The organism is Burkholderia sp. BCC1999 (assembly GCF_905339975.1).
Classification (GTDB): Bacteria; Pseudomonadota; Gammaproteobacteria; order Burkholderiales; family Burkholderiaceae; genus Burkholderia.
The window spans coordinates 138,298-159,322 of the sequence record NZ_CAJPHP010000002.1 but is presented as its reverse complement, the minus strand read 5'-3'; the positions used below and the strand labels follow the sequence as shown (position 1 = coordinate 159,322).

The following is a 21,025-nucleotide window of genomic DNA, read 5'->3' as shown; positions in this document are numbered from 1 at the left end:
CATGCAACGGATTGTCCGCCAATCGGCCGTACCACGGTACCGGGCCGCACCCGCGGTCATCGTTCGGCATCCCGCGCATCGAACACCCGTACGCAGACGGCGGCCGCCAGCGCGATCGACGCCGACATCAGCATCATCACGAGCGGCGCATAACCCGCGTTGCCGGCGGTCAACGCCGCGCCCGTCAGCGACGACAGCGCGGCGCCGCCGGCGATCGTCATCGCACCGGCCAGCCCCGACGCGCTGCCCGCCAGCTCCGGGCGCACCGACACCGCACCGGCATGTGCGCCGGGATTGGTCAACCCGTTGCCGATGCCGACCAGCACGCACGGCCCGAACCATGCGAGCGCATGCGTCGCGCCGCCGAACACCAGCCCGAGCGCGATCAATGGCCCCGCACATGCGACGATGCGCCCGTACAGAATCGTCGTGGCCAATGCGTGGCGGCCCGCGATACGCGCGGCCAGAAAACTGCCGACGACGAAACCGGCCGTGATCGTCCCCATGTAAAAACCGATCTCCGCCGGCGCAATGTCGAACAGCGTTTTCGCGGCGAGCGGTGCGCCGGCGAGGAACGCGTAGAACGAGCCCGTCGAAAACGCCATGCACAGCGCATAGGCCCAGAAACGACGCGCGCGGAGCAGCGCCGGATACGCGCGAAGCTGCTGCCGGAAGCTCGACGACCGGCTCGTATGGGTTTCGACGAGATCGGATGCGCACCAGCAGAACAGTGCGATGCCGACCGCGCCGAGCAGCCAGAAGCTCGCCCGCCAGCCGACCGTCTGGTCGAGTGCGCCGCCGAGCGTCGGGCCGAGCATCGGCGCGAACGCGGCGGCCATCGCCGCATAGCCGATCCGGCTCGCCACGCGCGCGCCCCCACCGGTATCGCGGATCGTCGCCATCGACACCGGATAGACCGACGTGATCGCCGCCTGCATCAGCCGGCACGCGAGAAACACGCGGATATCGGTCGCCATCGCGCAGCCGAGCGAACCGAGCGCGAACACGCCGACGCTCGTCAGCACGATCGGCCGCCGCCCGAACCGGTCCGACAGCGGCCCCATCACGAACTCGAGCGACGCGGCCACCGCCGCGTAACCGCCGAGCGACAGTGCGACGAGCGCGTAGTCGGCGTGCAGGTCGCGTGCGATCGCCGGCAACGACGGCAGGAACAGGCTCAGCGGCAGCACCGAGAGCGCGCACAGCAGGATCAGCGTCGCGTGTCGCGGCGACGCCCGGGCGGAATCGATCGGCAGGTTCGATTGCAAGCGGATCCCTCCGCGCACCGACCGAACGGCCGTGCGCAATACAAAAAAAAGCCCCCGAACGAGTCGGGGGCGCATGGGTGCCGGCGCGGTGCCGCTACCGGACCCTGCGCCTGTGGACTACTACGATGAAGCAAGCCGTTTTCATGCCGAATGGCTCCTGAATGCCGGGCTGACTACCCGCGATATCGAACGATGTTAGGCGGGCGACACCCGCCGCGTCAACGCCCTAACGCGCGCGCACCGACACGAACTTCCGCGCGTTGTTGCGCTGGATCAGCACGGCGATCACGTTGCCGCCGCTCGCTTCGAGCGAAGGCACGTCGTCCGGCGTCTCGAGCAGCGTGTCGTTGAGCTCCAGGACGACATCGCCCGGCTGGATGCCCGCGGTCGCGGCCGGGCCGTGAACCGCGTCCACCATCATTCCGACCGCGAGCCCCGTCGAACGGCGCTCGTCGTCGCTCAGCGCGTGCATCGTCAGTCCGAGGCGGTCGCCGCGATCGCCCGCCGCCGGGCCCGGCCCCGGTCGCGCGGCAAGCTTCGGCGCGGCCGTCCCGGCGGCAGAGCCTGCGTTCCCGGTCGCTTCGTCGGCGCCCGTGATCGTCAACATCACCGGCGCGCGGTTGCGGATCACGCGCAGCGGCGCCTTCTCGCCGGGCGGCAGCGCGGCGGCCAGGTCGTTCAGTTCTGCCGAGTGGCCGATCGCCTTGTCGCCGAGTTTCACGATCACGTCGCCGGGCTTCAGGCCGGCCGCGGCGGCCGGCGAGCCCGGCGCGACGCCGTTGACGAGCGCGCCCGCCGGACGCGGCAGCCCGAATGCCGCGGCCAGCCCGACGCCGACGTCCTGCACGTCGACGCCGAACGCGTTGCCGGACGGCGCACCGGACGCTGGCGCCTGAGCCGGTTGCGCCTGCATCTGTGCCTGCTGTTGCGCCTGCAACTGCGCGCGCACCTTTGCCGCGAATGCGATCGGAATCGCGAACGTCATGCTCGCGTAGCGATCGTTGCCGGTGTAGACCTGCACCGCGATGCCGATCACGTCGCCCGCGCGATTGAACACGGGGCCGCCCGAGTTGTCGGGATTCGGCGCGATGTCCGTTTCGAAGAACGGGAATGTGCTGCCGTCCGGCAACCGGTGCGACGTCGCACTGACGATGCCGGCCGTGACCGTGTTACCCGATCCGTCCGGCGCGCCGATCGTCATCACCGGTTCGCCCGCACGGACCTTCGACGAATCGCCGACACGTACGAACGGCAGTTTCGTCGCGTTGACGCGCAGCACGGCGACGTCGCTTTGCGGATCGACGGCCAGCACGGTCGCCTTGAATTCGCGGCGATCGGTCAGCCGCACGGTCACGTCGGTCGCCTCGTCGACCACATGGGCCGACGTGAGGATCAGGCCGTCGGCGCTGATGATGAAGCCCGAGCCGCTACCCGATACCGCGCGCGGCGCCGTGTCGGGCGCCGGCACCTGCGGTGCCGGTGGCGCCTGTGGTCCCGGCGCAGGCCCCTGCGCTGGCGGCGGCGCGTCGTGCCGGAAGAACGCGGCGAGCGGATCGTCGGGATCGAGGATCGCGAAGGACGGCCCGCCCGTTTGCTGGTCGGGTGCGGTGGCCATGATGGTCACGACCGCCGGACCGTAGCGGTCGACGATCGCCGGAAAATCGACCGGCATCGCATTAGGCACGGCGGGCGGCCGTTGCTTCAGGGCGCGTGGCGCGGCGGGCGGCGCGAGAGTGGCGGCATTGGCAGCCGGCGGCGGCAACAAAACGGCAAACACGCCCCCGATCAACGCGGTGCGAAGCACGGCGTGAGCAAGCGTCTGGCGAACCACGGTGCACCTCCCCCGGCAGTCGCGGCGACGACCTGCGCGAGACGCGCAGGCGCCCGACAAGCACCGGTACACGCATCCATTTATAGTCCACGCGGCCTGTTCGAACATACGAATCGAAACCCGTATGCCGGGGGGGTACGGGAGCGGCAGAGCCGCGATGGCGTTCGTTCCGAACAAGGTGCGTCTTTCGTCAATCCGCACATCCACCACGCATCGACGCGAGCGCGAGCTGAGAATCGTTGCCGGTAGTGGTAAATGCGAACGTTGCGGTCTGCTATGAATTGTCCGCCTGTCACGCCTCACGGACAGACGGCGCGCAGACCGCGGCCTGTTCGTTATCGGCCTTCGCCCGTCGACAAGCCTGCCCCGGCCCCGGTCAGTGACACGACAACACCACCACGCCGCCCACCCCTTGCGTGTTCGGCAACGCGGCCGAGTAACCGACAGCCACCAGCGGCTGTGTCGCGTCGTGTCCGACGACAATCGACTGAATCGTGGCGGGCCCAGTGGTCTTCAACACACCGTTCAACGGCACTTGCGTGTACGTCAGCCCGTACTGCGCACTCGCGAGCTTGATCGTCAGGTTCAGCGTGGCGAGCACGCGCGTACTGGGATCCAGCGTGGCCGAACCCGAAACGAGCGTACCGGACGTGCTGCCGTCGTTGCTCGCCACCGTGTCGGCGATCACCTGCGTACACGCGAGCGGTCCGCCCGTCGAGGGCAATGACAGCGGCGTACCGACCGCGTAGTGAACGCCTTGCGTATCGGTATAGGTATTGCCGTCGGTATCCATCGCGCGAATCCAGCGACCGATCGCAACGTCGGTGCCGACACCCTGGATATCGGTGACGGTTCCATGGTCGAGCCCAAGGCAGTCGGTCGCCGCAGCAGACGATGCAAGCGTCGTAAACGCACCGCTTCCCTGCTGAACCAGGCTCGTCGCAGGCACGTTGGCCGCCGTGAAGTTGCGATTCTTCGCATATTCGCTCGGCAAATTCGGCACCACGAGCACCGCCAGTTGATCGTTGTTCGCCGCGACCGGCGACGCAGAACCCGAGTAGCTGAAGCTGCCGTTCGGTCGGCATGCCGTTTGTATGGAGGGCTGGGTAGAAGTACCCGGCATCGGGGTGGTCGGCGTTGTGGTCGGCGTTGTTCCCGCCGTATTGTTATTCGACGCGTTGCTACCCGTATTGGCAGCGCCTCCGTCGTCGCCACCACCGCACCCTGTCAGCAGCAATACCGTACTCGTCAGACTCGCCAACCAGACTTGCTTGCCCCGCATGTTTCACCTCATTTTCTCGTTGTAAAAATAATGGCGTGCTCTCAGTTCACGCTGTCGTGATTCGTCGCACCCGCCGGCCCGATTCGCAGCGCATCGATCGACTTGACCAGCAACCACGCACCAACGCCGCCCGACACCAGCGCACCGAACCACCACGCCGTGGGCCAGATATCCAGGAGACTCTCTCTGGAAAACACGAATGGCGATTTCAGTGCGACGATCACCACGGCGGTGTTGTAGCACGCATGAATCAAAATGCCGGGCAGCAGCGAACGTGTGGCCGCGTACAGTTTTCCAATCAACAAGCCGAGTCCGAACGCAAGAACGAACTGATGGACATTCAAATGTGCAAGCCCGAATACGGCGGCCGAATGCGCGATCGCCGTTCCAGCCGGATACTGTCGTAAAAAACTGCGAAGCATCACGCCGCGAAACAGCATCTCCTCAAGCAGCGGCGCAATTACGCAAGTCAACACGATCAGTCCGAGCCCGCCATTTACATAAACCTCGCGGGCCTCATCCCGGCTCCCGCTCAACGGAAAAAACTGCCCGACTCCGACTTCAAGCACGCTCATCACCACCAGCAATCCGGGTGTGATCAGCAAGACGGGAACAATAAATTGCCCGATTGTCGTTCGCCAGGAATCGGTACTGTCGTGCAGCAGATTCCGGTAAGTCGATTTGCCGTGATAAAGCAGCACGGTGAATACGAGCCCGTTCGCGAGAACGCGCCCAATACTGGCGATCGCCATCGTTTGGAGCCCGGCGCTTCGGCCGATCGACCAGATGATCGAGTTCGTCAGATACTCGACCATGTTCAGCACGACGACGATCAAGAACGCTTCCAGCAGGTTCGGGAAGCAATATCGATTCGAATCGGAGTTCATGGGACGCTATGTGGTTCCGCAAACGGTATATGTAATGAACACGGACCAGTACGTAAAACCGCACACGACGTGTGGAGAAGTAACCGTTTGTTACAGCGAATTCATCGTCGCTTATCCCATTGGCACTTGCAAGCACCGTTGACCATTCTTGACGATCGAAACAGCAGTGCTGATACGCTCAAGGAGCGAAACCAGGAATCGATGGTGATCAACCTGATTTTCAAGATATTTAATATTTAAATTATTGATGCAATATTTCGCTGCCCATTCAGGGCGCCGGCAAGCCGTCATTGCGCTCGCTCGACGTTCGGACCACGGGACCGGATGTCTACCCGCCCGTCGCTTTTCCGGCTACGACCACCAGAGCTGCATTTCACCGGCTTGCGTCCGTGACTTGACACACGGGTAACGCGACGCAAATTCCTTGCTGATCGTCACCGGCACCATCCCGTAAACGCCGTGCTGCCGGTTGCTTGAATGGTGGAGCCATACCATCCGCGTCACCTGCGGCCCACCCGCTCCGCAATCGCCGACAACATCCGCAACATAGGCTCGAACGCATCGGCCGACGTATTGCCGAACCCGAGCACGAGCCCGTTACCCGCTCCTGCCGCATCGATCGAAAAACCCGACAGCGGAAACGGTCCGATGCCGTGCGCGCGCGCCGCTTCGACGATCGCACGATCGCGATAGCGCGCCGGCATCCGCAACGCGAGATGCAGCCCGCACGGCCCGCCCTCGACCTGATGCGGCACGCCCAGGCTGCTGTCGAGCGCGGCGAGCAGCAAACGCCGCCGGTCGCGATACAGCCGGCGCATCCGCCCGAGATGCCGGCCATACTCGCCCGTCTCGATGAAATCGGCCAGCGCGAGCTGCACGTGACGCGTCCCGCCGCGCAGCATCTCCGGCAGCACCGGCCGCACGGCGGCCAGCAGCGCCTCGGGCAGCACGAGAAAACCGATCCGCAACGCCGGAAACATCGTCTTGCTGAACGAACCGAGATAGACGACCGGCGAATCGGGCGCAAGCCCGTGCATCGCGCCGATCGGCTCGCCGGTGTGACGGAATTCGCTGTCGTAGTCGTCCTCGATGATCCACGCACGGTGCCGAAGCGCCGCGTCGATCAGCGCAAGCCGGCGCGAAATCGACAGCACGGCGCCGGTCGGGAACTGGTTCGACGGCGTCGTGTATACGAGGCGCGGCGTCCGATCACGCCAGTCGTCCTCTTCCGCGCGCAGCCCCTCCGCATCGACCGGCATCGGCACGACGTCGAGATCGGCCGCCTGCATCGCCGTACGCGCGCCGCGATAGCCGGGCTCCTCCACCCACACCGTATCGCCCGGGTTCGTCAGCAGTTGCGCGCACAGCGCAATGGCGCCCTGCGCGCCTTCCGTGATGACGATCTGTTCGGGATCGCAGCGTACGCCGCGCGTCACGGCCAGGTGGCGCGCGATCGATTCGCGCAGCGCTCGCTCGCCGAGCGGATCGCCGTACGCCAGCAGATCGCGGCTGGCGCGGCGCAGCGCACGGTCGATCGCGTGCCGCCATGCGTCCACCGGGAAATGCGACAGCGCGGGCACGCCCGGCCGGAAGCCCTCCGACTCGCCGGTGCCGACGAGGCTCGGACGAATCCGGCCTAGCCTCTGTGCGACGGCCGGCGGCGCCGCTCGCCGACACGGCGGCGCCGGCCGCGACAGCCCGACCACGCGCGTGCCGCGACGGTCGGACTGCAGGAAGCCTTCGGCGACGAGCTGCTCGTAGACGGCAGCCGTCGTGTTGCGCGACACGCCGAGCGTCTCGGCCAGCGCGCGTGTGCCGGGCAGCCGCGTGCCGGCCGGCATCGCACCGCCGAGAATCGCGTCGCGCACGCGGCGCAGCAACTGGCGCTGCAGCGAAGGCGCGCCCGGCGTGCGCGCCAGCGGCGCGTCGAGCGGCAGCAACGGCGCGTCGCCGCAAGGAAAGGCAGTCGTCATCGGAATGTCGCAGCGTGAAAGTGTCGGAACGTAGGGTCCAGGTGATGGCACCCAAGATGGCACCCGATCGTGGCACCATAAATTTACCGATCCCTGGCGCTTCTCATGGTACCTCGCCAGGACTACGATCGTCTGCATGCCGGCATGTCGCCGGCCACCAACCGAAGCGAGATCGACCTTGTCCACGCTCACCAACGCCTTCCAGCAATCCATCGGTCACCCCGTTCCCGACTGGTCCGCGCGCCCGCGTCCGGAGCGCATCGCGCTCGAAGGCCGCTACTGCCGGCTCGAACCGCTCGACGCCGAGCGCCATGCGGCCGACCTGTTCGCGGCCTACTCGCAAGCACCCGACGGCAGCGACTGGACCTATCTCGCACACGGCCCGTACGCCGACGAATCGAGCTACCGCGACTACGCCCGCACCGCGCAGGCGAGCCCCGATCCGCTGCACTACACGGTGATCGACCGCGCCACCGGCCGCGCGGTCGGCACGCTCGCGCTGATGCGCATCGATCCGGCCAACGGCGTGATCGAAGTCGGCTCCGTCACGTTCTCGCCGCTGCTCAAGCGCACGCCGGTCTCGACCGAAGCGCAGTTCCTGCTGATGAAGTACGCGTTCGACACGCTCGGCTACCGGCGCTACGAATGGAAGTGCGACGACCTCAACGAACCGTCGCGCAAAGCGGCCGCGCGGCTGGGTTTCCGTTACGAAGGTACGTTCCGGCAGGCGATCATCTACCGCGGCCGCAATCGCGACACCGCGTGGTTCTCGATCATCGACGGCGAATGGCCGGACGTCCGCGCCGCGTTCGAAGCGTGGCTCGCGCCGGAGAACTTCGACGCCGAGGGCAATCAGCGCCAGTCGCTCACCGCGATCCGCCACGCGCAGGCCGGCGCGCGCGACGCGGCGGCCCGCGCGAACGACGCCACGCGCGTCACGGTGCGCCCGCTCGTCGCCGCCGACGAAGCCGCATGGCGCCCGCTGTGGCAGGGCTATCAGAAGTTCTACGACACCTCACTGAGCGACGCGGTATTCGCGACGACGTGGGCGCGCCTGATGGATCCGGCCGAACCGATGTTCGTGCTGGGCGCATTCGACGCGTCGGGCGCGCTGGTCGGGATCGTGCACTCGATCTACCACCGTTCGTGCTGGACCGAAGGGCCGTACTGCTACCTGCAGGACCTGTACACGGCGCCCGACGCTCGCGGGCAAGGCGCGGGCGGCGCGCTGATCGAAGCCGTGTACGAACGCGCACGCGAAGCCGGCGCGAGCCGCGTGTACTGGCTCACGCACGAGACCAACACGACCGCACGCGCGCTGTACGACAAGCTCGCGAACAACGCGGGGTTCATCCAGTACCGGCACGACCTGAAGAAGTAAGCCGATCCGCGGCCGGCCGGCGTTCCGTTCAGTCGAGCACGTCGGCCGGATCGTGCACGTCGTCGTGCTCCGGCGTCACAATCCGCATCGCGTCGGCCGCACCCGGCACCGCCGCCGGGCAGATCATCTCGTCGCCATTGGCCGGCACGGGCCGCCGCACCGGCCGGAACACCGGTTCGCCCGGCTCGATCGGCCGCCCCGACAGCGCACAGTGGCCCGGCTGCAGCGCGACGCGCAAACGCCAGCGTTGCTCGCCATAATGGCAACGGCCGCTCTCGACCCATCGAATCAGCAGCCCGTCGTCACCGGCCTCCAGTACCGTGACGAACAGTTGCGGACGCAACGGCGAAACCGCCGCCGCCGCGTGCTCCGGAACCGGCGCACGGCCGATCGTTACGAGCGGATGTGCGACAACGCCATCGCGCGACGGCTTCTCTTCGTGCTCGCCATAGGCAAGCGTATCGCACGACACGTCTTCTTCGCAGATCGGACTTTCCATGGTGTTGAGCATGCTTGACGAATTTCCGTGCAGATTGAACGGCACCGGCGCACTCAGCGCCGGCCCGTCGGTTCGCGCAGCAGCGACAGGCCGATCGCCGCACCGGCCACGGCGGCGGTGAGCATCAGCCCGATGCCGCCCGACCAGCCGAACGCGCCGACGATCGCACCGATCGTCAGCGGCCCGATCACCTGGCCGAGATAGTTGCCCTGCACGACCCAGCCGATGCTGAGCGGCGCCAGCGACGGCGAAGGCGCGGAGCCCGGCGCGCACGCAAGGATCGTCGCGGGCAGCATTCCTGCCATCGCCGAGAACGCAAACCCCAGCGCGACCGCGAGCGGCGCGGGCGTCGCCGCACTGAACAGCCCTGCGCCGGCCGCGCCGATCGCAACCGACGTCGCGGCCATCACGACGCCCGGCCGCGCGCCGCGCGACAGGAGCCAGCCGGCCGTCAGGTTGCCGATCACGCACGCGGCGACGATCGCCGCGCTGATCAGCCCCGCTGCGCCGACCGCGACACCGAGGCGCTGCATCAGGAACACCGGCAGGAACGTCATCACCGCAAAGAACTGCACGTTGTAGGTCGCGAAGCCCAGCGCGAGCAGCGTGGTCGAACGCGACGCGAGCACGTCGCGCAGCGCCGGCCCGATGCGTGTCGCCGCCGCGTGCCGCGATGGGGCGTCGGCCGACGTCGTCACGGGCACCGCGACCGCCGCGACGAGCGTCAGTGCCGCGGCGGCGAGCCAGCCATTGCGCCAGCCGCCGAGCAGCGGCCCGACGAGCATCGACAGCGCCATGCCGGCCGGCATGAACGTACTCCACAGGCCGAACGCGAAATTGCGCCGCTCGGGCGGCGTCACGCGATTCAGCACGGCCGGCGCGGCGACGACCACGATCACGAAACCCAGCCCTTCGGCAAAACGCGTGACCAGCAGCAGCGCGAAGCTACCCACCCACGCGCCGGCGACGCTCGACAGCCCGAGGATGACGAGGCCCGTCATCAGTAACAGCCGGTCGCCCCAGCGCCGCACCAGCAGGCCGGCGGCGATCCCGCCGAACACGCCGACGAACGGAAACACCGACACGATCCCGCTCAACGACGCGAGCGAGCCGCCGAACTCGTGCTGCAGCGACGGCAACGCGATCGTCGCCTTGCCGACGTGCAACGCCGATACGATGCTCGCCAGCACGACGTTCACGACGGCGGCTCGGTAACCGCGCGACGGCAGCGTGGCGGCATCGGCCGCGACAGGCGATTCGGTCATCCGCACCTCCGTTGAAGCGGCCGCGTGCAACGGGATGTCTCACGCGCCCGCAATCGGACTCGCGCACATGATACAAATTGAAGTTAACTTCAAGTAAAGGGGTAATGTGTGCAACGATGCGTTTCGGCGATGGCGGCAATCGGTCCGCCCGACAGCCGCGGCATCCTGATTTAAGCTGTCGGCTTCGCCCCGACGACGTGGTGCACCGACGCATGCCGACCGCTTCCCCCGCTCCTGCCGCCCTGTTCCCACTCGACGAAGCCTGGTCGGCGTTCCCCCGCCGCAAGGCTGCCGTGCACGTATTCATTGCAGGGTACTGCGCGGCGCGCGACCGTCGCGACGCACCGCTGCACGACAGCCCGGACGGTCAGGTCGTGCAGTTCGACGGCGGCATGGGCCGGCCTTTCGAGCATTTCGTGATCGAGGGCGCGCCCGCGTCCGGCGACGGCCCGTTTGCGATCGGCGCGTGGATCACCCGCTACGGCGCCGTGACGCTGCCGCCCGCGCTGCACGGCAGGACGCGCCGGCTGTCGGACGAAACCTTCATGGCCGCCGATATCGACGTGTTGTCCGGCGATGATGTGCTCGCGCACGCGCTTGCCTGCCACACGCCGACCGACATCGACGCGTTCAACGCCAGCGACGCCTTCCCGCCGTTCCAGCCGAATCCGGCCGCGTTCCTGTTCGCGCACCGCCTCGACGGGCGGATCGCCGCCACCGCGCGCTACGGCTTTGCGTCGCCGCGCGATATCGTCGTCGATCGCGTCGGCACGGCAGACGCATACCGGCGCCGCGGCCTCGCGATGCAACTGCTGGCCGCCATCGTCACGCACGCGCGGCAACGCGGCGCGCAGCGCGTGTGGCTCGTGTCGACCGAGGCCGGTCAGCCGCTGTACCGTGCCGCCGGCTTCACGCCGCTCGCGCCGGTCACGGTGGACGAAGTCGTCGCCTGAGGACGCATCGAACCACGCCACGCGCTGCCATTCGTCTCGCGATTCGTCTCATTGCTTTGAGACGAATGTCCCGGCGTCTCACTCGAACCGCTGTTGAACCGACGCTTCGCAAATGCAGCAAAATCCGCGCGCGCTGCCCGTCAAATGGCGTCCAGTCAAAACAAAGAAACATGCTGCGCCGCACACTTCGCCTTCCACCCGATCACCGTAACCGGCACCGATTCACGCTGGCCCCGTTCCTGCATACCGGTCGAGCGCGCAATCGCGCGACGGGCGCCCCGGCAGCCCTGCCATACGCCCGACGACAACCTGACGGAGACAGCAGCGTGAGTACACCGGCACCGATCACCGCCCGCAGCATGAAAGCCGCCGTCTGGCGCGGCCGCCACGACATCCGCGTCGAAGAGGTTCCCGTTCCGGAGCGCCCGCCGGCAGGCTGGGTCACGATTCGCGTGCACTGGTGCGGCATCTGCGGCTCCGATCTGCACGAATACGTCGCGGGGCCCGTGTTCATCCCGGTCGATGCGCCGCATCCGCTGACGGGCCTGAAGGGCCAGTGCATCCTCGGGCACGAATTCAGCGGCGAGATCGCCGAACTCGGCGCGGGCGTATCCGGCTTCGCGGTCGGCGACCGCGTGACGGCCGACGCGTGCCAGCATTGCGGAACCTGCTGGTATTGCCGACACGGGCTGTACAACATCTGCGAGAACCTCGCGTTCACCGGGCTGATGAACAACGGCGCGTTCGCCGAATTCGTCAACGTGCCGGCCGAGTTGCTGTACAAGCTGCCCGACAACTTCCCGACCGAGGCCGGCGCGCTGATCGAGCCGCTCGCGGTCGGGCTGCACGCGGTGAAGAAGGCCGGCAACATCGTCGGGCAGACCGTCGTCGTGGTCGGCGCGGGCACGATCGGCCTGTGCACGATCATGTGTGCAAAGGCGGCCGGTGCCGGGCGCGTGATCGCGCTGGAGATGTCGGCGGCGCGCAAGCAGAAGGCACTGGAAGTCGGCGCGAGCGTCGTCATCGATCCGAAGACGGCCGACGCGATCGCGGAAGTCAAGGCGTTGACGGGCGGGTACGGCGCCGACGTGTCGTTCGAGTGCATCGGGCACACGGCCACCGCGAAGCTCGCGATCGACGTGATCCGCAAGGCCGGCAAGTCGGTGATGGTCGGCATCTTCGAAGAGCCGACGCCGTTCAACTTCTTCGACATCGTGTCGACCGAGAAGGAAGTGATCGGCTCGCTCGCCTACAACGGCGAATTCGCGGACGTGATCCGCTTCATCGCGGACGGCCGCATCGACGTGCAGCCGCTCATCACCGGACGCATCGCGCTCGGCGACATCGTCGCGCACGGGTTCGAGGAACTGGTCAACCACAAGGACCGGAACGTGAAGATCATCGTTCAGCCTGCCGTTTCCCGATAGCGCGCGTATCGCCATTTCGCTGCTGAGCGTCGCCCGATTCCCGGGCGACGTAACCGATTGCCGCCTCCTGCTTCCTCCCCGCCGTCACCCGAACCTCATCCCGCCTCCCCCTGACAAGCCGTTAAAGAACTTTCGTAATCCAAACAATCAGGCAGGACACATTGCTCGCCTGACACGCGATCAGGGTTTCTCCCGATCAAGCACGTTTCGTCCGATGTCGACAGGACCGTGACACAAGGCGATCCTGTGCAACGCGCGATCCGGCTTCCCGGCCGCGATCCGTGCCGCCGCGTGACGGCGGGACACCTGTTGAACCTCACGGCGCAACAGCGCCGACAGGCCGAAAATACGGGCCTACCGGGATAGCTTGCAAACATGGTGTGTCATGACCCTCTCGTTCCATCGGGATCACGCAAACAACGTTCGAACGCTGACGATCCAGCAGAAGACCCATATCGGCTTCGCGCTCGTCACGACGCTGCTGGCCGTGCTGTGCGGCACGATCATCTGGGGAAGTTTCCGGCAGTACCGGCAGGAAAACGCCGACCTGCAAAGCTTCGAATTCATCCACGGCGCGATGATCGCCGCCAACATGCTCTCGGCCGAGCGCGGCCCGACGAACGACCTGCTGGTGCGCCTGAGGAATGACGACGCGACCGAAGTGCGCAACCTGCGCGCCGCCCGCGACCGTTCGGACCAGGCGCTCGCGCGCTTTCGTGCCGGCATCGGGCAGGCAACCGCGCTCGACAACCGCGAGCGCAACAACCTGCTGCACGCGCTCGATGCCATCCGGATCACGCTTGCCGATGCGCGCGCGGAAGTCGATGCACTCGACGCCCAGCCGCTCGCGTCACGCACCGTTCACGCCATCCAGCACGCGCAGTCGCGCCTGTTCCGCGTCGTCGACACCGTGTCGCTGCTGATCGACGGCGCGATGACCGATACGGCCATGCGCGACCCGCACACATCGGGTGCGATCCTGCTGGCGCGGCTCCTGAGCGATCTCCGGGAATACGCGGGCCGCACGGGCTCGCTGCTCATTGCGCCGATGTTCAAGCAAAGGGCGCTCGACCGCGCGCAGTTCGCGGACATCATGCTGATGCGCGGACGCATCGAGCAATTGCGCGCCCTGATCGACGGTGCAATCGGCGCGCAGCTCGACGACGCCGACGTGGCCCGCGAGTACGCGCAGCTCAACGCGGCATTCGACACGCACCTGCTCCCGCTCGTCGACACGATCGTCGCGAACGGCCAGACCGGCGCCTACTCGATGAGCGCCGCCGATTTTTCGAGGACGATCGTCCCGTATTTCCGGCCGTGCGAACTGCTGCGCGACCGCGTCATCGACGTCGCCCGGCGTCACGCCGTTTCGGACCGCAACACGGCCCGGGTCAAGGTCGCGATATCGGCGTTCGCGACCGCGCTCAGCGTCGCGATCCTGATCTCGCTCGCACGCGGCACGCAGCGGCTGCTGTCGAAGCCGCTCGACGTACTAGGCCGCCGGATCATTGCGCTCAGTGACGGCGATACGGCGCACGTCGCGATGCCGCGCGGCATCGGGCCCGAGATCGCCCGCATCCATGAAGCGCTGGAGACGTTGCGCAACGCGCATGTCCGCCGCGACATGCTCGAGCGCCAGCGCAACGACATGCTGACGCTGTTCTCGCACGACATGCGCGCACCGCTGACGTCGCTGATCATCCTGATCGACGCACAGGAACACCACGCGACCGATGCACGGACGAAGCGGCCGTTCGCGAGAATCGCGAGGCTCGCGCGGCACACGCTGGCGATGGCCGACGGTTTCGCGCAGCTGTCGCGTGCGGAGGCCAGCGAATACGAGCACGTGCCCGTCAATCTCGCCGACCTGATGAACGAAGCCCGCGACGCGGTGTGGCCGCTCGCGCACCGGAAGCACATGTCGATCGACGACGTGCCGCGACGCGACGACACGATCGTGCTGGGCGACCCGGCCCTGCTGTCGCGCGCGCTGATCAACCTGCTGGACAACGCGATCAAGTACAGCGCGTCGCTGACGAGCGTCGAATGCCGGGTCGAGCCGAGCGCCGACGGCAACGCAATACGCTGCACGATTCGCGACAGCGGATGCGGGATCAGCAGCGCGGACCAGACGCGGCTGTTCGAGCGCTATCGGCGCTTCCGTACCGCCGGACAACCGGAAACCAGCGGTGTCGGGCTCGGCATGGCGTTCGTCAAGGCGGTCGTCGAGCGGCACGGCGGGAAGATCGAGGTGCAGAGCGCCGTGTTGCAAGGCACCACGGTCACGATCACGCTGCCGGCGGCGGCCAACGCGTGACGAAACCGGTCGAGGCAAACACCGATTGCGACGCCGCAGCCGCGCGCGATTCTTCGATATACTGGACCGAACCCTTTTGGGGGCAACCGGGGGCCGCCACGTCCTTCGAGCGTTCGCCCCAGCCTGCGTGGAATTGCGCACCGTGAAACCGCGAGCCGGACTGATCCTCGAACTCTTCGTCAACCTCGTGCTGCCGTGGGTGGCCTACCGGGTCGCGCAACCGCATTTCGGCGAAACCGGCGCGCTGTACGCGTCGGCGGTGCCGCCGATCATCTGGTCGATCGTCGAATTCGTTCGCTCGCGCCGCGTCGACGCGGTGGCGGCCATCGTGCTACTCGGCATCGCGCTGTCGATCATCGGGATGGCGCTCGGCGGCAGCCCGCGCACGCTGTTGATGCGCGAATCGCTCGCATCCGGCACGATCGGCGTCGTGTTCCTGCTGTCGCTGTTCCGCGAACGCCCGTTGATCTTCTATCTCGCTCGCGCGACCGTGGCCCGCGAGATGGACGGCGGCGCCGCGCACTTCGAAGCGGTCTGGGCCGCGCAGCCGGGGTTGCGGCAGATGTTGCGGCGGATGACGTTCGTGTGGGGCGGCTTCATGACGCTGGAAATGCTGCTGCGCTGCTGGATGGTGATGACCTGGCCGGTCGAACGCGTGCTCGTCGTGTCGCCGATCGTCGGCTACACCGTGTTCGGCTGTCTGCTGGCGTGGACGTTCTGGTATCGGCGGCGGATGCGCGTGCGCAATAGCGTCGACATCCCGGGCCGCAACGGCGTCACCGAAACCGCCGGCCGCTGACGCCCAGCCGGCCGCCCGACCGCCCCTCCATCGACGACCCGGCGGCAGTCACGGTGGCTGCTGTATGATGCGCGGCGTCTCGTCCGACCCAAGCCTTGCCCGTCATGTCCCTTTCGCTCCTTCCGTGTGCCACGATCTGGCTCGCCCTGTTCGCGGCCGCCGCATTCGCGTGGCATCGCCCGCTGCATGGCCTGAGCGTCATCCTGGCCGTGTTCGGCTATGCCGTCGCGCTGGCGTTCGGCAAGCTCGGGGCAGTCGCGCTGGCGCCGCTCGCGCTGCTGGCCGCGGCCGCGTGGGGAGTATTGCCCGCGCGCCCGCTCGCGGTGCGGATCGCCGCGCACGCCGTGTTTGCCGCGCTTGCGGTCGCGCTGAGCCTGCACCTGCTCCCCGGATTCCACAATCCGCTCGTGATCGGCCCGACGCGCTTCACGCCGGACGCCGTGCCGTTCACGATGTACCTGAATCTCGACAAGCCGCTGATCGGCCTGTGGCTGCTGTGGGCATTGCCGTGGATAGCCCCGGACGTCGCGCTGTCGCGCGCGCTGCGCACCGGTGCGGTGGCGGCCGTGGCGACGGCCGCCGCGTGCCTGGCCGGCGCGCTCGCGTTCGGGATGGTCGGCTGGGCGCCCAAGTGGCCGGCGTCGGGCTGGCTGTGGCTCGTGAACAACCTGTTGCTCGTGACGCTTGCCGAGGAAGCACTGTTCCGTGGCTACGTCCAGGGCGGGCTGACGCGCGCGCTCCGCGCGTTCTCGTGGGGCCCGTGGGTCGCGCTCGCGACCGGCGCGGTGCTGTTCGGCGCCGCGCACGCGGCCGGCGGCTGGCAATGGATCGTGCTGGGCACGGTGGCCGGCGCCGGCTACGGGCTCGCGTGGCGGCGCGGCGGATTGCTCGCCTCCGCGCTCGCGCATGCCGGGCTGAACGTCGTCCACTTCGGCCTGTTCACCTACCCGATGCTCGCCGCCGCACGCTGAGCGCGGTGCGCGGCGGCGCCTGCAATGCCGCTCAGTTGAACCCGGCGATCGCGTGCGGCACGTACGGGCGTTCGAGCGTCGCGATTTCGTCGTCGGTCAGCTTCAGCGCGAGCGCGCCGAGCGCATCGTCCAGTTGCCGCGGCTTCGAGATGCCGACGATCGGTGCGGTCACACCGTGCTTCTGGGCCACCCACGCCAGCGCGACCTGTGCCCGTGGCACGTTGCGCGCGGCAGCGATCGCCGCAACGGCCTCGACGACCGCCTTGTCCGCATCGACCGTTGCGTCGTACAGCCGCTGGCCGACGTCGTCCTTCTGCTGCCGTTCCGACGATTCGTCCCAGCTGCGCGTCAGGCGGCCGCGGGCGAGCGGGCTCCACGGAATCACCGCGATCCCTTCGTCTTCGCAAAGCGGCAGCATTTCGCGCTCTTCTTCCCGATACAGCAGGTTCAGGTGGTTCTGCATGCTGACGAAGCGGGTCCAGCCGTTCTGTTTCGACAGGTGCAGCGCCTTCGCAAACTGCCACGCGAACATGGACGACGCGCCGATATAGCGCGCCTTGCCGGCCTTCACGACGTCGTGCAGCGCCTCGAGCGTCTCCTCGATCGGCGTGCCGTAGTCCCAGCGGTGGATCTGGTAGAGATCGACATAGTCGGTACCGAGCCGCTTCAGGCTCTGGTCGATGTCGGTCATGATCGCCTTGCGCGACAGGCCGGCGCCGTTCGGGCCCGGTCGCATCCGGTAGAACACCTTGGTCGCGATCACGACGTCGTCGCGCTTCGTGAAATCGCGCAGTGCGCGGCCGACGATCTCCTCCGACGTGCCATCCGAATACATGTTCGCGGTATCGAAGAAGTTGATGCCGGCTTCGACCGCCCGCTGGATGATCGGGCGGCTTTCCGCTTCCGGCAGCGTCCACGGATGCGTGCCGCGCAACGGCTCGCCGAACGTCATGCAACCCAGCACCAGCTTCGACACGTCCAGCCCGGTCGACCCGAATTTCACGTATTCCATTGCACGCCTCGCCACTCAAGTTGGGATTGCGGCGGCATGCGCACCGCGCATCCGCCGGACGTCGCATGGTATCCCGCACCGCACGAACGCGTACGGCACGCGCCCGCATGCAGGCTGTGTGAAAGGATGAAGCGGGACGATCCGGTTACTTGACCTGATCGGCGATCGGCTGCAGGAACGCGGAGAAGCCGGTCAGCATGATCTGCACGCCGATGCACAGCAGCAGGAACGCCGACACGCGCTTCGCGACCTTGGTCCCTTCGCTGCCGAGGTAGCGCGCGAGCAGCGCGGAGCGGCTGTAGACCTGCCAGATCACGACCGCGACAAGCACGGAGACGGCGATCGATACAATGCTCGACAGCATGAACTCCGACAGCTTGTGCGTGCGGTTCGCGTTCAGCGCGATCGCCGTGGCAATCGAGCCGGGGCCGACCGTCAGCGGCACGGTCAGCGGGAAGAACGCGCGCGTCATGATCGCGTTCGCGTCGATCGGCTTGACCGGCGTGTCGCCGCCACCGGGGCCGTCGGGCTCGTTCAGCATCTGCCAGCCGGCCACGGCGACCGCGAAGCCGCCACCGATCCGCAGCGCCTCCATCGAGATCCCGAAGAAATGCAGCACCGGCGTACCGGCGAAGAACGCGACCAGCAGCACGACGAACGAGTTGAACGCGACCTTCCGCGCGAGCAGGTCCCGCTCATGCTCGGTGAGCGCCTCGGTCCGTTCGAGAAACAGGAACGCGATGCCGATCGGGTTGATGATGCCGATCAGGCCGGTGAAGCCGAACAGGATCTCGGAGATAAGGCGGTTGACGATCATCGGGCGAAGCATCGGTCGGGGCTGGGCCGGCAGCGCGCCGGGGGTCACGCATTGTAGAGCAAGCGACCGGGCCCGAGCCGCAAATTACGGCCAGGCCCGTTTCAACGTCGCTCGTGGTCGCGCCGCCTTACCCGGCAGGCGTCTCCCAGGCCGGTGGCCGCTTCGCGAAGAACGCGGCGAAGCCTTCCTTCGCTTCCGGCGTCGCCCGCACGCGGGAGATCGTCTGCGCGGTGAATGCCGCGCGCTCGTCCGACGGCGGATACTCGCCGATCGCGTCGAAGAAGCGTTTGATTTCCATCAGCGCGCCCGGGCCGTTGCGCCCCAGTTCGGCAAGCGTCCGCTCGAGCGTTGCGTCGAGCGCATCGAGCGGCACGGCCTGGTGGATCAGGCCGATCGCGACGGCCTCGGCGGCGGCAAGCTGCGTCGCGGTCAGCGCAAGCCGGCGCGCCTGGCGCTGGCCGACCGCCTCGACCAGATACGGGCCGATCACGGCCGGCAGGATCCCGAAGCGCGCCTCGCTGACCGAAAAGCGCGCATGGTCGCTCGCGATCACAATGTCGCAGGCCGCGCACAGGCCGACGCCGCCACCGAACGCGTGGCCCTGCACGCGGGCAACCGTCGGTTTCGGGCACTGCCGGATCGCGCGCATCATCGCGGCAAAACGCTCGGCGTCGCGCAAGTTCGCGGCCGCGTCGTTCGCGCTCGCGCGCTGCATCCACTGCAGGTCGGCGCCCGCGCAGAACGCGCGACCGTCCGAGCGCAGCACGATCGCGCGGACGTCGTCGCGCCGGCCGAGCGCCGCGAACGCGTCGGTCAGCTCGGCAATCATCGTCTCGTCGAACGCGTTGAGCACATCGCCGCGCTGCAGCGCGACGGTCGCGATGCCGCGCGCATCGACCGCGACGGCCAGGGTCTTCAATCCATCCATCGAACAGGTTTCCTCGGGTAGAACGGCAAAAATCGGCATCAGGCAGCCTGGCGGCGGTCGATCACGCGCCGCGCCTTGCCGGTCGCGGTCGCGGGAATGCCGCCGGCCGCGAGCACCGTCACGCCGGCCGACACGCCAACCATCGTCTTGATCCGGTGCTGCAGCTCGCGCGCAAGCGCCGCGCGATCGCCATCGGTGACGGACGCGGCCACCTCGGAGCGCAGCTCGACCGCGAGGTCGAGCTTGTCCATGTGACCGTCGCGCGACAGCGTGATCTGGAACTGGCCCGACAGTTGCGGCAGCGCGACCACGATCTCCTCGATCTGGCTCGGAAACACGTTCACGCCACGCACGATCAGCATGTCGTCGGAGCGGCCGGTGATCTTCGCGAGGCGGCGCATCGCGCGCGCGGTCGGCGGCAGCAGCGCGGTGAGGTCGCGCGTGCGATAGCGGATCACCGGCATCGCTTCCTTCGTCAGCGACGTGAACACGAGCTCGCCCTGGCTGCCGTCGGGCAGCACTTCTCCCGTGACGGGATCGATGATCTCCGGGTAGAAATGGTCCTCCCAGATCACCGGGCCGTCCTTCGTCTCGACGCATTCGCACGCGACGCCCGGGCCCATCACTTCCGACAGCCCGTAGATGTCGAGCGCGTCGATGCCCACGCGCGTCTCGACTTCCTCGCGCAGCGCCTGCGTCCACGGCTCGGCGCCGAAGATGCCGATCTTCAGCGACGACTCGGCCGGATCCATTCCCTGCCGCACCATTTCGTCGATCAGGTTCAGCATGTACGACGGCGTGACGAGGATGATCTTCGGCTCGAAATCGCGGATCAGCTGCACCTGCTTCTCGGTCTGGCCGCCCGACATCGGCACGACCATGCAGCCGAGCCGCTCCGCGCCGTAGTGAATCCCGAGGCCGCCCGTGAACAGGCCATAGCCGAACGCGTTGTGCAGCGTGTCGCCCGGGCGGCCGCCGGCCGCGCGGATCGAGCGCGCGGTCACGTTCGCCCAGGTATCGATGTCGCGCGCGGTGTAGCCGACCACGGTCGGCTTGCCGGTCGTGCCGCTCGACGCATGCACGCGCACGACCTGCTCGCGCGGCACGGCAAACAGCCCGAACGGATAGTTGTCGCGCAAGTCGTTCTTGGTCGAGAACGGGAATTTCGCGAGATCGGCGAGCGACTTCAGGTCGTCCGGATGCACGCCGGCCGCGTCGAACGTGCGGCGATAGTGCGGGACGTTGTCGTACGCGTGGCGCAGCGACCACTTCATGCGCTCGAGCTGCAGCGCCTGCAGTTCGTCGCGGCTGGCGGTCTCGATCGGCTCGAGGGCGGCGGCGGGATGCGTCGGGTGAGTCATCGGGGTGCTCCTCCAATGGAGTGATGTCGTTTTCGTGTTCGTGTTCGGTGCGAC

17 protein-coding genes are annotated in these 21,025 nt (G+C 67.5%); 6 read left to right on the top strand and 11 right to left on the bottom strand.

Annotated features, from left to right (window positions below; genetic code table 11):
- Nucleotides 1-56 precede the first annotated feature (56 nt).
- The 5 genes from U5809_RS03585 to U5809_RS03565 form a co-directional block, all read right to left on the bottom strand.
- Nucleotides 57-1,268 (bottom strand): MFS transporter, encoded by a 1,212-nt coding sequence (locus U5809_RS03585; protein ID WP_322085553.1) that lies wholly within the window; start codon nucleotides 1,266-1,268, stop codon nucleotides 57-59.
- Between the two features lie 226 nt (nucleotides 1,269-1,494).
- On the bottom strand, nucleotides 1,495-3,099 hold the full coding sequence (locus tag U5809_RS03580) for a trypsin-like peptidase domain-containing protein (protein ID WP_322085724.1): 1,605 nt from the start codon (nucleotides 3,097-3,099) through the stop codon (nucleotides 1,495-1,497).
- A gap of 376 nt (nucleotides 3,100-3,475) precedes the next feature.
- Nucleotides 3,476-4,381 (bottom strand): hypothetical protein, encoded by a 906-nt coding sequence (locus tag U5809_RS03575; protein ID WP_322085552.1) that lies wholly within the window; start codon nucleotides 4,379-4,381, stop codon nucleotides 3,476-3,478.
- A gap of 41 nt (nucleotides 4,382-4,422) precedes the next feature.
- A complete protein-coding gene (locus U5809_RS03570) occupies nucleotides 4,423-5,268 on the bottom strand; it encodes a type II CAAX endopeptidase family protein (protein ID WP_322085551.1) in 846 nt (281 codons plus the stop codon).
- Nucleotides 5,269-5,768: 500 nt separating this feature from the next.
- Nucleotides 5,769-7,241, bottom strand: coding sequence for a PLP-dependent aminotransferase family protein (locus U5809_RS03565; protein WP_322085550.1), 1,473 nt, complete (start codon nucleotides 7,239-7,241; stop codon nucleotides 5,769-5,771).
- A 178-nt stretch (nucleotides 7,242-7,419) separates the two neighbouring features.
- On the opposite strand from U5809_RS03565, the gene U5809_RS03560 reads away from it, so the two are divergent.
- The gene (locus tag U5809_RS03560; protein WP_322085549.1) at nucleotides 7,420-8,622 is read left to right on the top strand and encodes a GNAT family N-acetyltransferase; all 1,203 of its coding nucleotides are present in this window, start codon (nucleotides 7,420-7,422) and stop codon (nucleotides 8,620-8,622) included.
- A gap of 28 nt (nucleotides 8,623-8,650) precedes the next feature.
- Here the strand turns inward: U5809_RS03560 and U5809_RS03555 are convergent, their stop codons facing one another.
- Entirely contained in the window at nucleotides 8,651-9,133 is a 483-nt protein-coding gene (locus tag U5809_RS03555) for a DUF3331 domain-containing protein (RefSeq protein WP_322085548.1), read from the bottom strand.
- 41 nt (nucleotides 9,134-9,174) lie between these two features.
- Nucleotides 9,175-10,386, bottom strand: a complete 1,212-nt coding sequence (locus tag U5809_RS03550) for an MFS transporter (protein ID WP_322085547.1) — start codon at nucleotides 10,384-10,386, stop codon at nucleotides 9,175-9,177.
- A 212-nt stretch (nucleotides 10,387-10,598) separates the two neighbouring features.
- On the opposite strand from U5809_RS03550, the gene U5809_RS03545 reads away from it, so the two are divergent.
- From U5809_RS03545 to U5809_RS03525, 5 genes are all read left to right on the top strand, one after another.
- Nucleotides 10,599-11,339, top strand: coding sequence for a GNAT family N-acetyltransferase (locus tag U5809_RS03545; RefSeq protein ID WP_322085723.1), 741 nt, complete (start codon nucleotides 10,599-10,601; stop codon nucleotides 11,337-11,339).
- 359 nt (nucleotides 11,340-11,698) lie between these two features.
- On the top strand, nucleotides 11,699-12,766 hold the full coding sequence (locus U5809_RS03540; protein ID WP_282511500.1) for a 2,3-butanediol dehydrogenase: 1,068 nt from the start codon (nucleotides 11,699-11,701) through the stop codon (nucleotides 12,764-12,766).
- 385 nt (nucleotides 12,767-13,151) lie between these two features.
- Nucleotides 13,152-15,083 (top strand): sensor histidine kinase, encoded by a 1,932-nt coding sequence (locus U5809_RS03535; protein WP_322085546.1) that lies wholly within the window; start codon nucleotides 13,152-13,154, stop codon nucleotides 15,081-15,083.
- Nucleotides 15,084-15,225: 142 nt separating this feature from the next.
- Nucleotides 15,226-15,882, top strand: a complete 657-nt coding sequence (locus tag U5809_RS03530; RefSeq protein ID WP_176045626.1) for a VC0807 family protein — start codon at nucleotides 15,226-15,228, stop codon at nucleotides 15,880-15,882.
- A gap of 104 nt (nucleotides 15,883-15,986) precedes the next feature.
- Entirely contained in the window at nucleotides 15,987-16,853 is an 867-nt protein-coding gene (locus tag U5809_RS03525) for a CPBP family intramembrane glutamic endopeptidase (protein WP_322085545.1), read from the top strand.
- Between the two features lie 31 nt (nucleotides 16,854-16,884).
- On the opposite strand, the gene U5809_RS03520 is transcribed toward U5809_RS03525, so the two are convergent.
- The 4 genes from U5809_RS03520 to paaK all read right to left on the bottom strand — a co-directional run bounded on the left by U5809_RS03520 (nucleotide 16,885) and on the right by paaK (nucleotide 20,971).
- Nucleotides 16,885-17,865 carry an aldo/keto reductase gene (locus U5809_RS03520; protein ID WP_282509371.1) on the bottom strand — a complete coding sequence of 327 codons (981 nt, stop codon included), beginning with the start codon at nucleotides 17,863-17,865 and terminating at the stop codon, nucleotides 16,885-16,887.
- A gap of 145 nt (nucleotides 17,866-18,010) precedes the next feature.
- Entirely contained in the window at nucleotides 18,011-18,682 is a 672-nt protein-coding gene (locus tag U5809_RS03515) for a MarC family protein (RefSeq protein WP_282509369.1), read from the bottom strand.
- Between the two features lie 127 nt (nucleotides 18,683-18,809).
- On the bottom strand, nucleotides 18,810-19,610 hold the full coding sequence (locus tag U5809_RS03510; RefSeq protein WP_322085544.1) for an enoyl-CoA hydratase-related protein: 801 nt from the start codon (nucleotides 19,608-19,610) through the stop codon (nucleotides 18,810-18,812).
- Between the two features lie 38 nt (nucleotides 19,611-19,648).
- Nucleotides 19,649-20,971, bottom strand: coding sequence for a phenylacetate--CoA ligase PaaK (gene paaK, locus U5809_RS03505; RefSeq protein WP_322085543.1), 1,323 nt, complete (start codon nucleotides 20,969-20,971; stop codon nucleotides 19,649-19,651).
- Nucleotides 20,972-21,025 lie beyond the last annotated feature (54 nt).

Coding starts and splice junctions, on each gene's coding strand:
- paaK (WP_322085543.1), bottom strand. CDS start 20,971: ATGACTCACCCGACGCATCCCGCCGCCGCCCTCGAGCCGATCGAGACC.
- U5809_RS03550 (WP_322085547.1), bottom strand. CDS start 10,386: ATGACCGAATCGCCTGTCGCGGCCGATGCCGCCACGCTGCCGTCGCGC.
- U5809_RS03525 (WP_322085545.1), top strand. CDS start 15,987: ATGTCCCTTTCGCTCCTTCCGTGTGCCACGATCTGGCTCGCCCTGTTC.
- U5809_RS03520 (WP_282509371.1), bottom strand. CDS start 17,865: ATGGAATACGTGAAATTCGGGTCGACCGGGCTGGACGTGTCGAAGCTG.
- U5809_RS03555 (WP_322085548.1), bottom strand. CDS start 9,133: ATGCTCAACACCATGGAAAGTCCGATCTGCGAAGAAGACGTGTCGTGC.
- U5809_RS03515 (WP_282509369.1), bottom strand. CDS start 18,682: ATGATCGTCAACCGCCTTATCTCCGAGATCCTGTTCGGCTTCACCGGC.
- U5809_RS03535 (WP_322085546.1), top strand. CDS start 13,152: ATGACCCTCTCGTTCCATCGGGATCACGCAAACAACGTTCGAACGCTG.
- U5809_RS03570 (WP_322085551.1), bottom strand. CDS start 5,268: ATGAACTCCGATTCGAATCGATATTGCTTCCCGAACCTGCTGGAAGCG.
- U5809_RS03510 (WP_322085544.1), bottom strand. CDS start 19,610: ATGGATGGATTGAAGACCCTGGCCGTCGCGGTCGATGCGCGCGGCATC.
- U5809_RS03545 (WP_322085723.1), top strand. CDS start 10,599: ATGCCGACCGCTTCCCCCGCTCCTGCCGCCCTGTTCCCACTCGACGAA.
- U5809_RS03565 (WP_322085550.1), bottom strand. CDS start 7,241: ATGACGACTGCCTTTCCTTGCGGCGACGCGCCGTTGCTGCCGCTCGAC.
- U5809_RS03540 (WP_282511500.1), top strand. CDS start 11,699: ATGAAAGCCGCCGTCTGGCGCGGCCGCCACGACATCCGCGTCGAAGAG.
- U5809_RS03575 (WP_322085552.1), bottom strand. CDS start 4,381: ATGCGGGGCAAGCAAGTCTGGTTGGCGAGTCTGACGAGTACGGTATTG.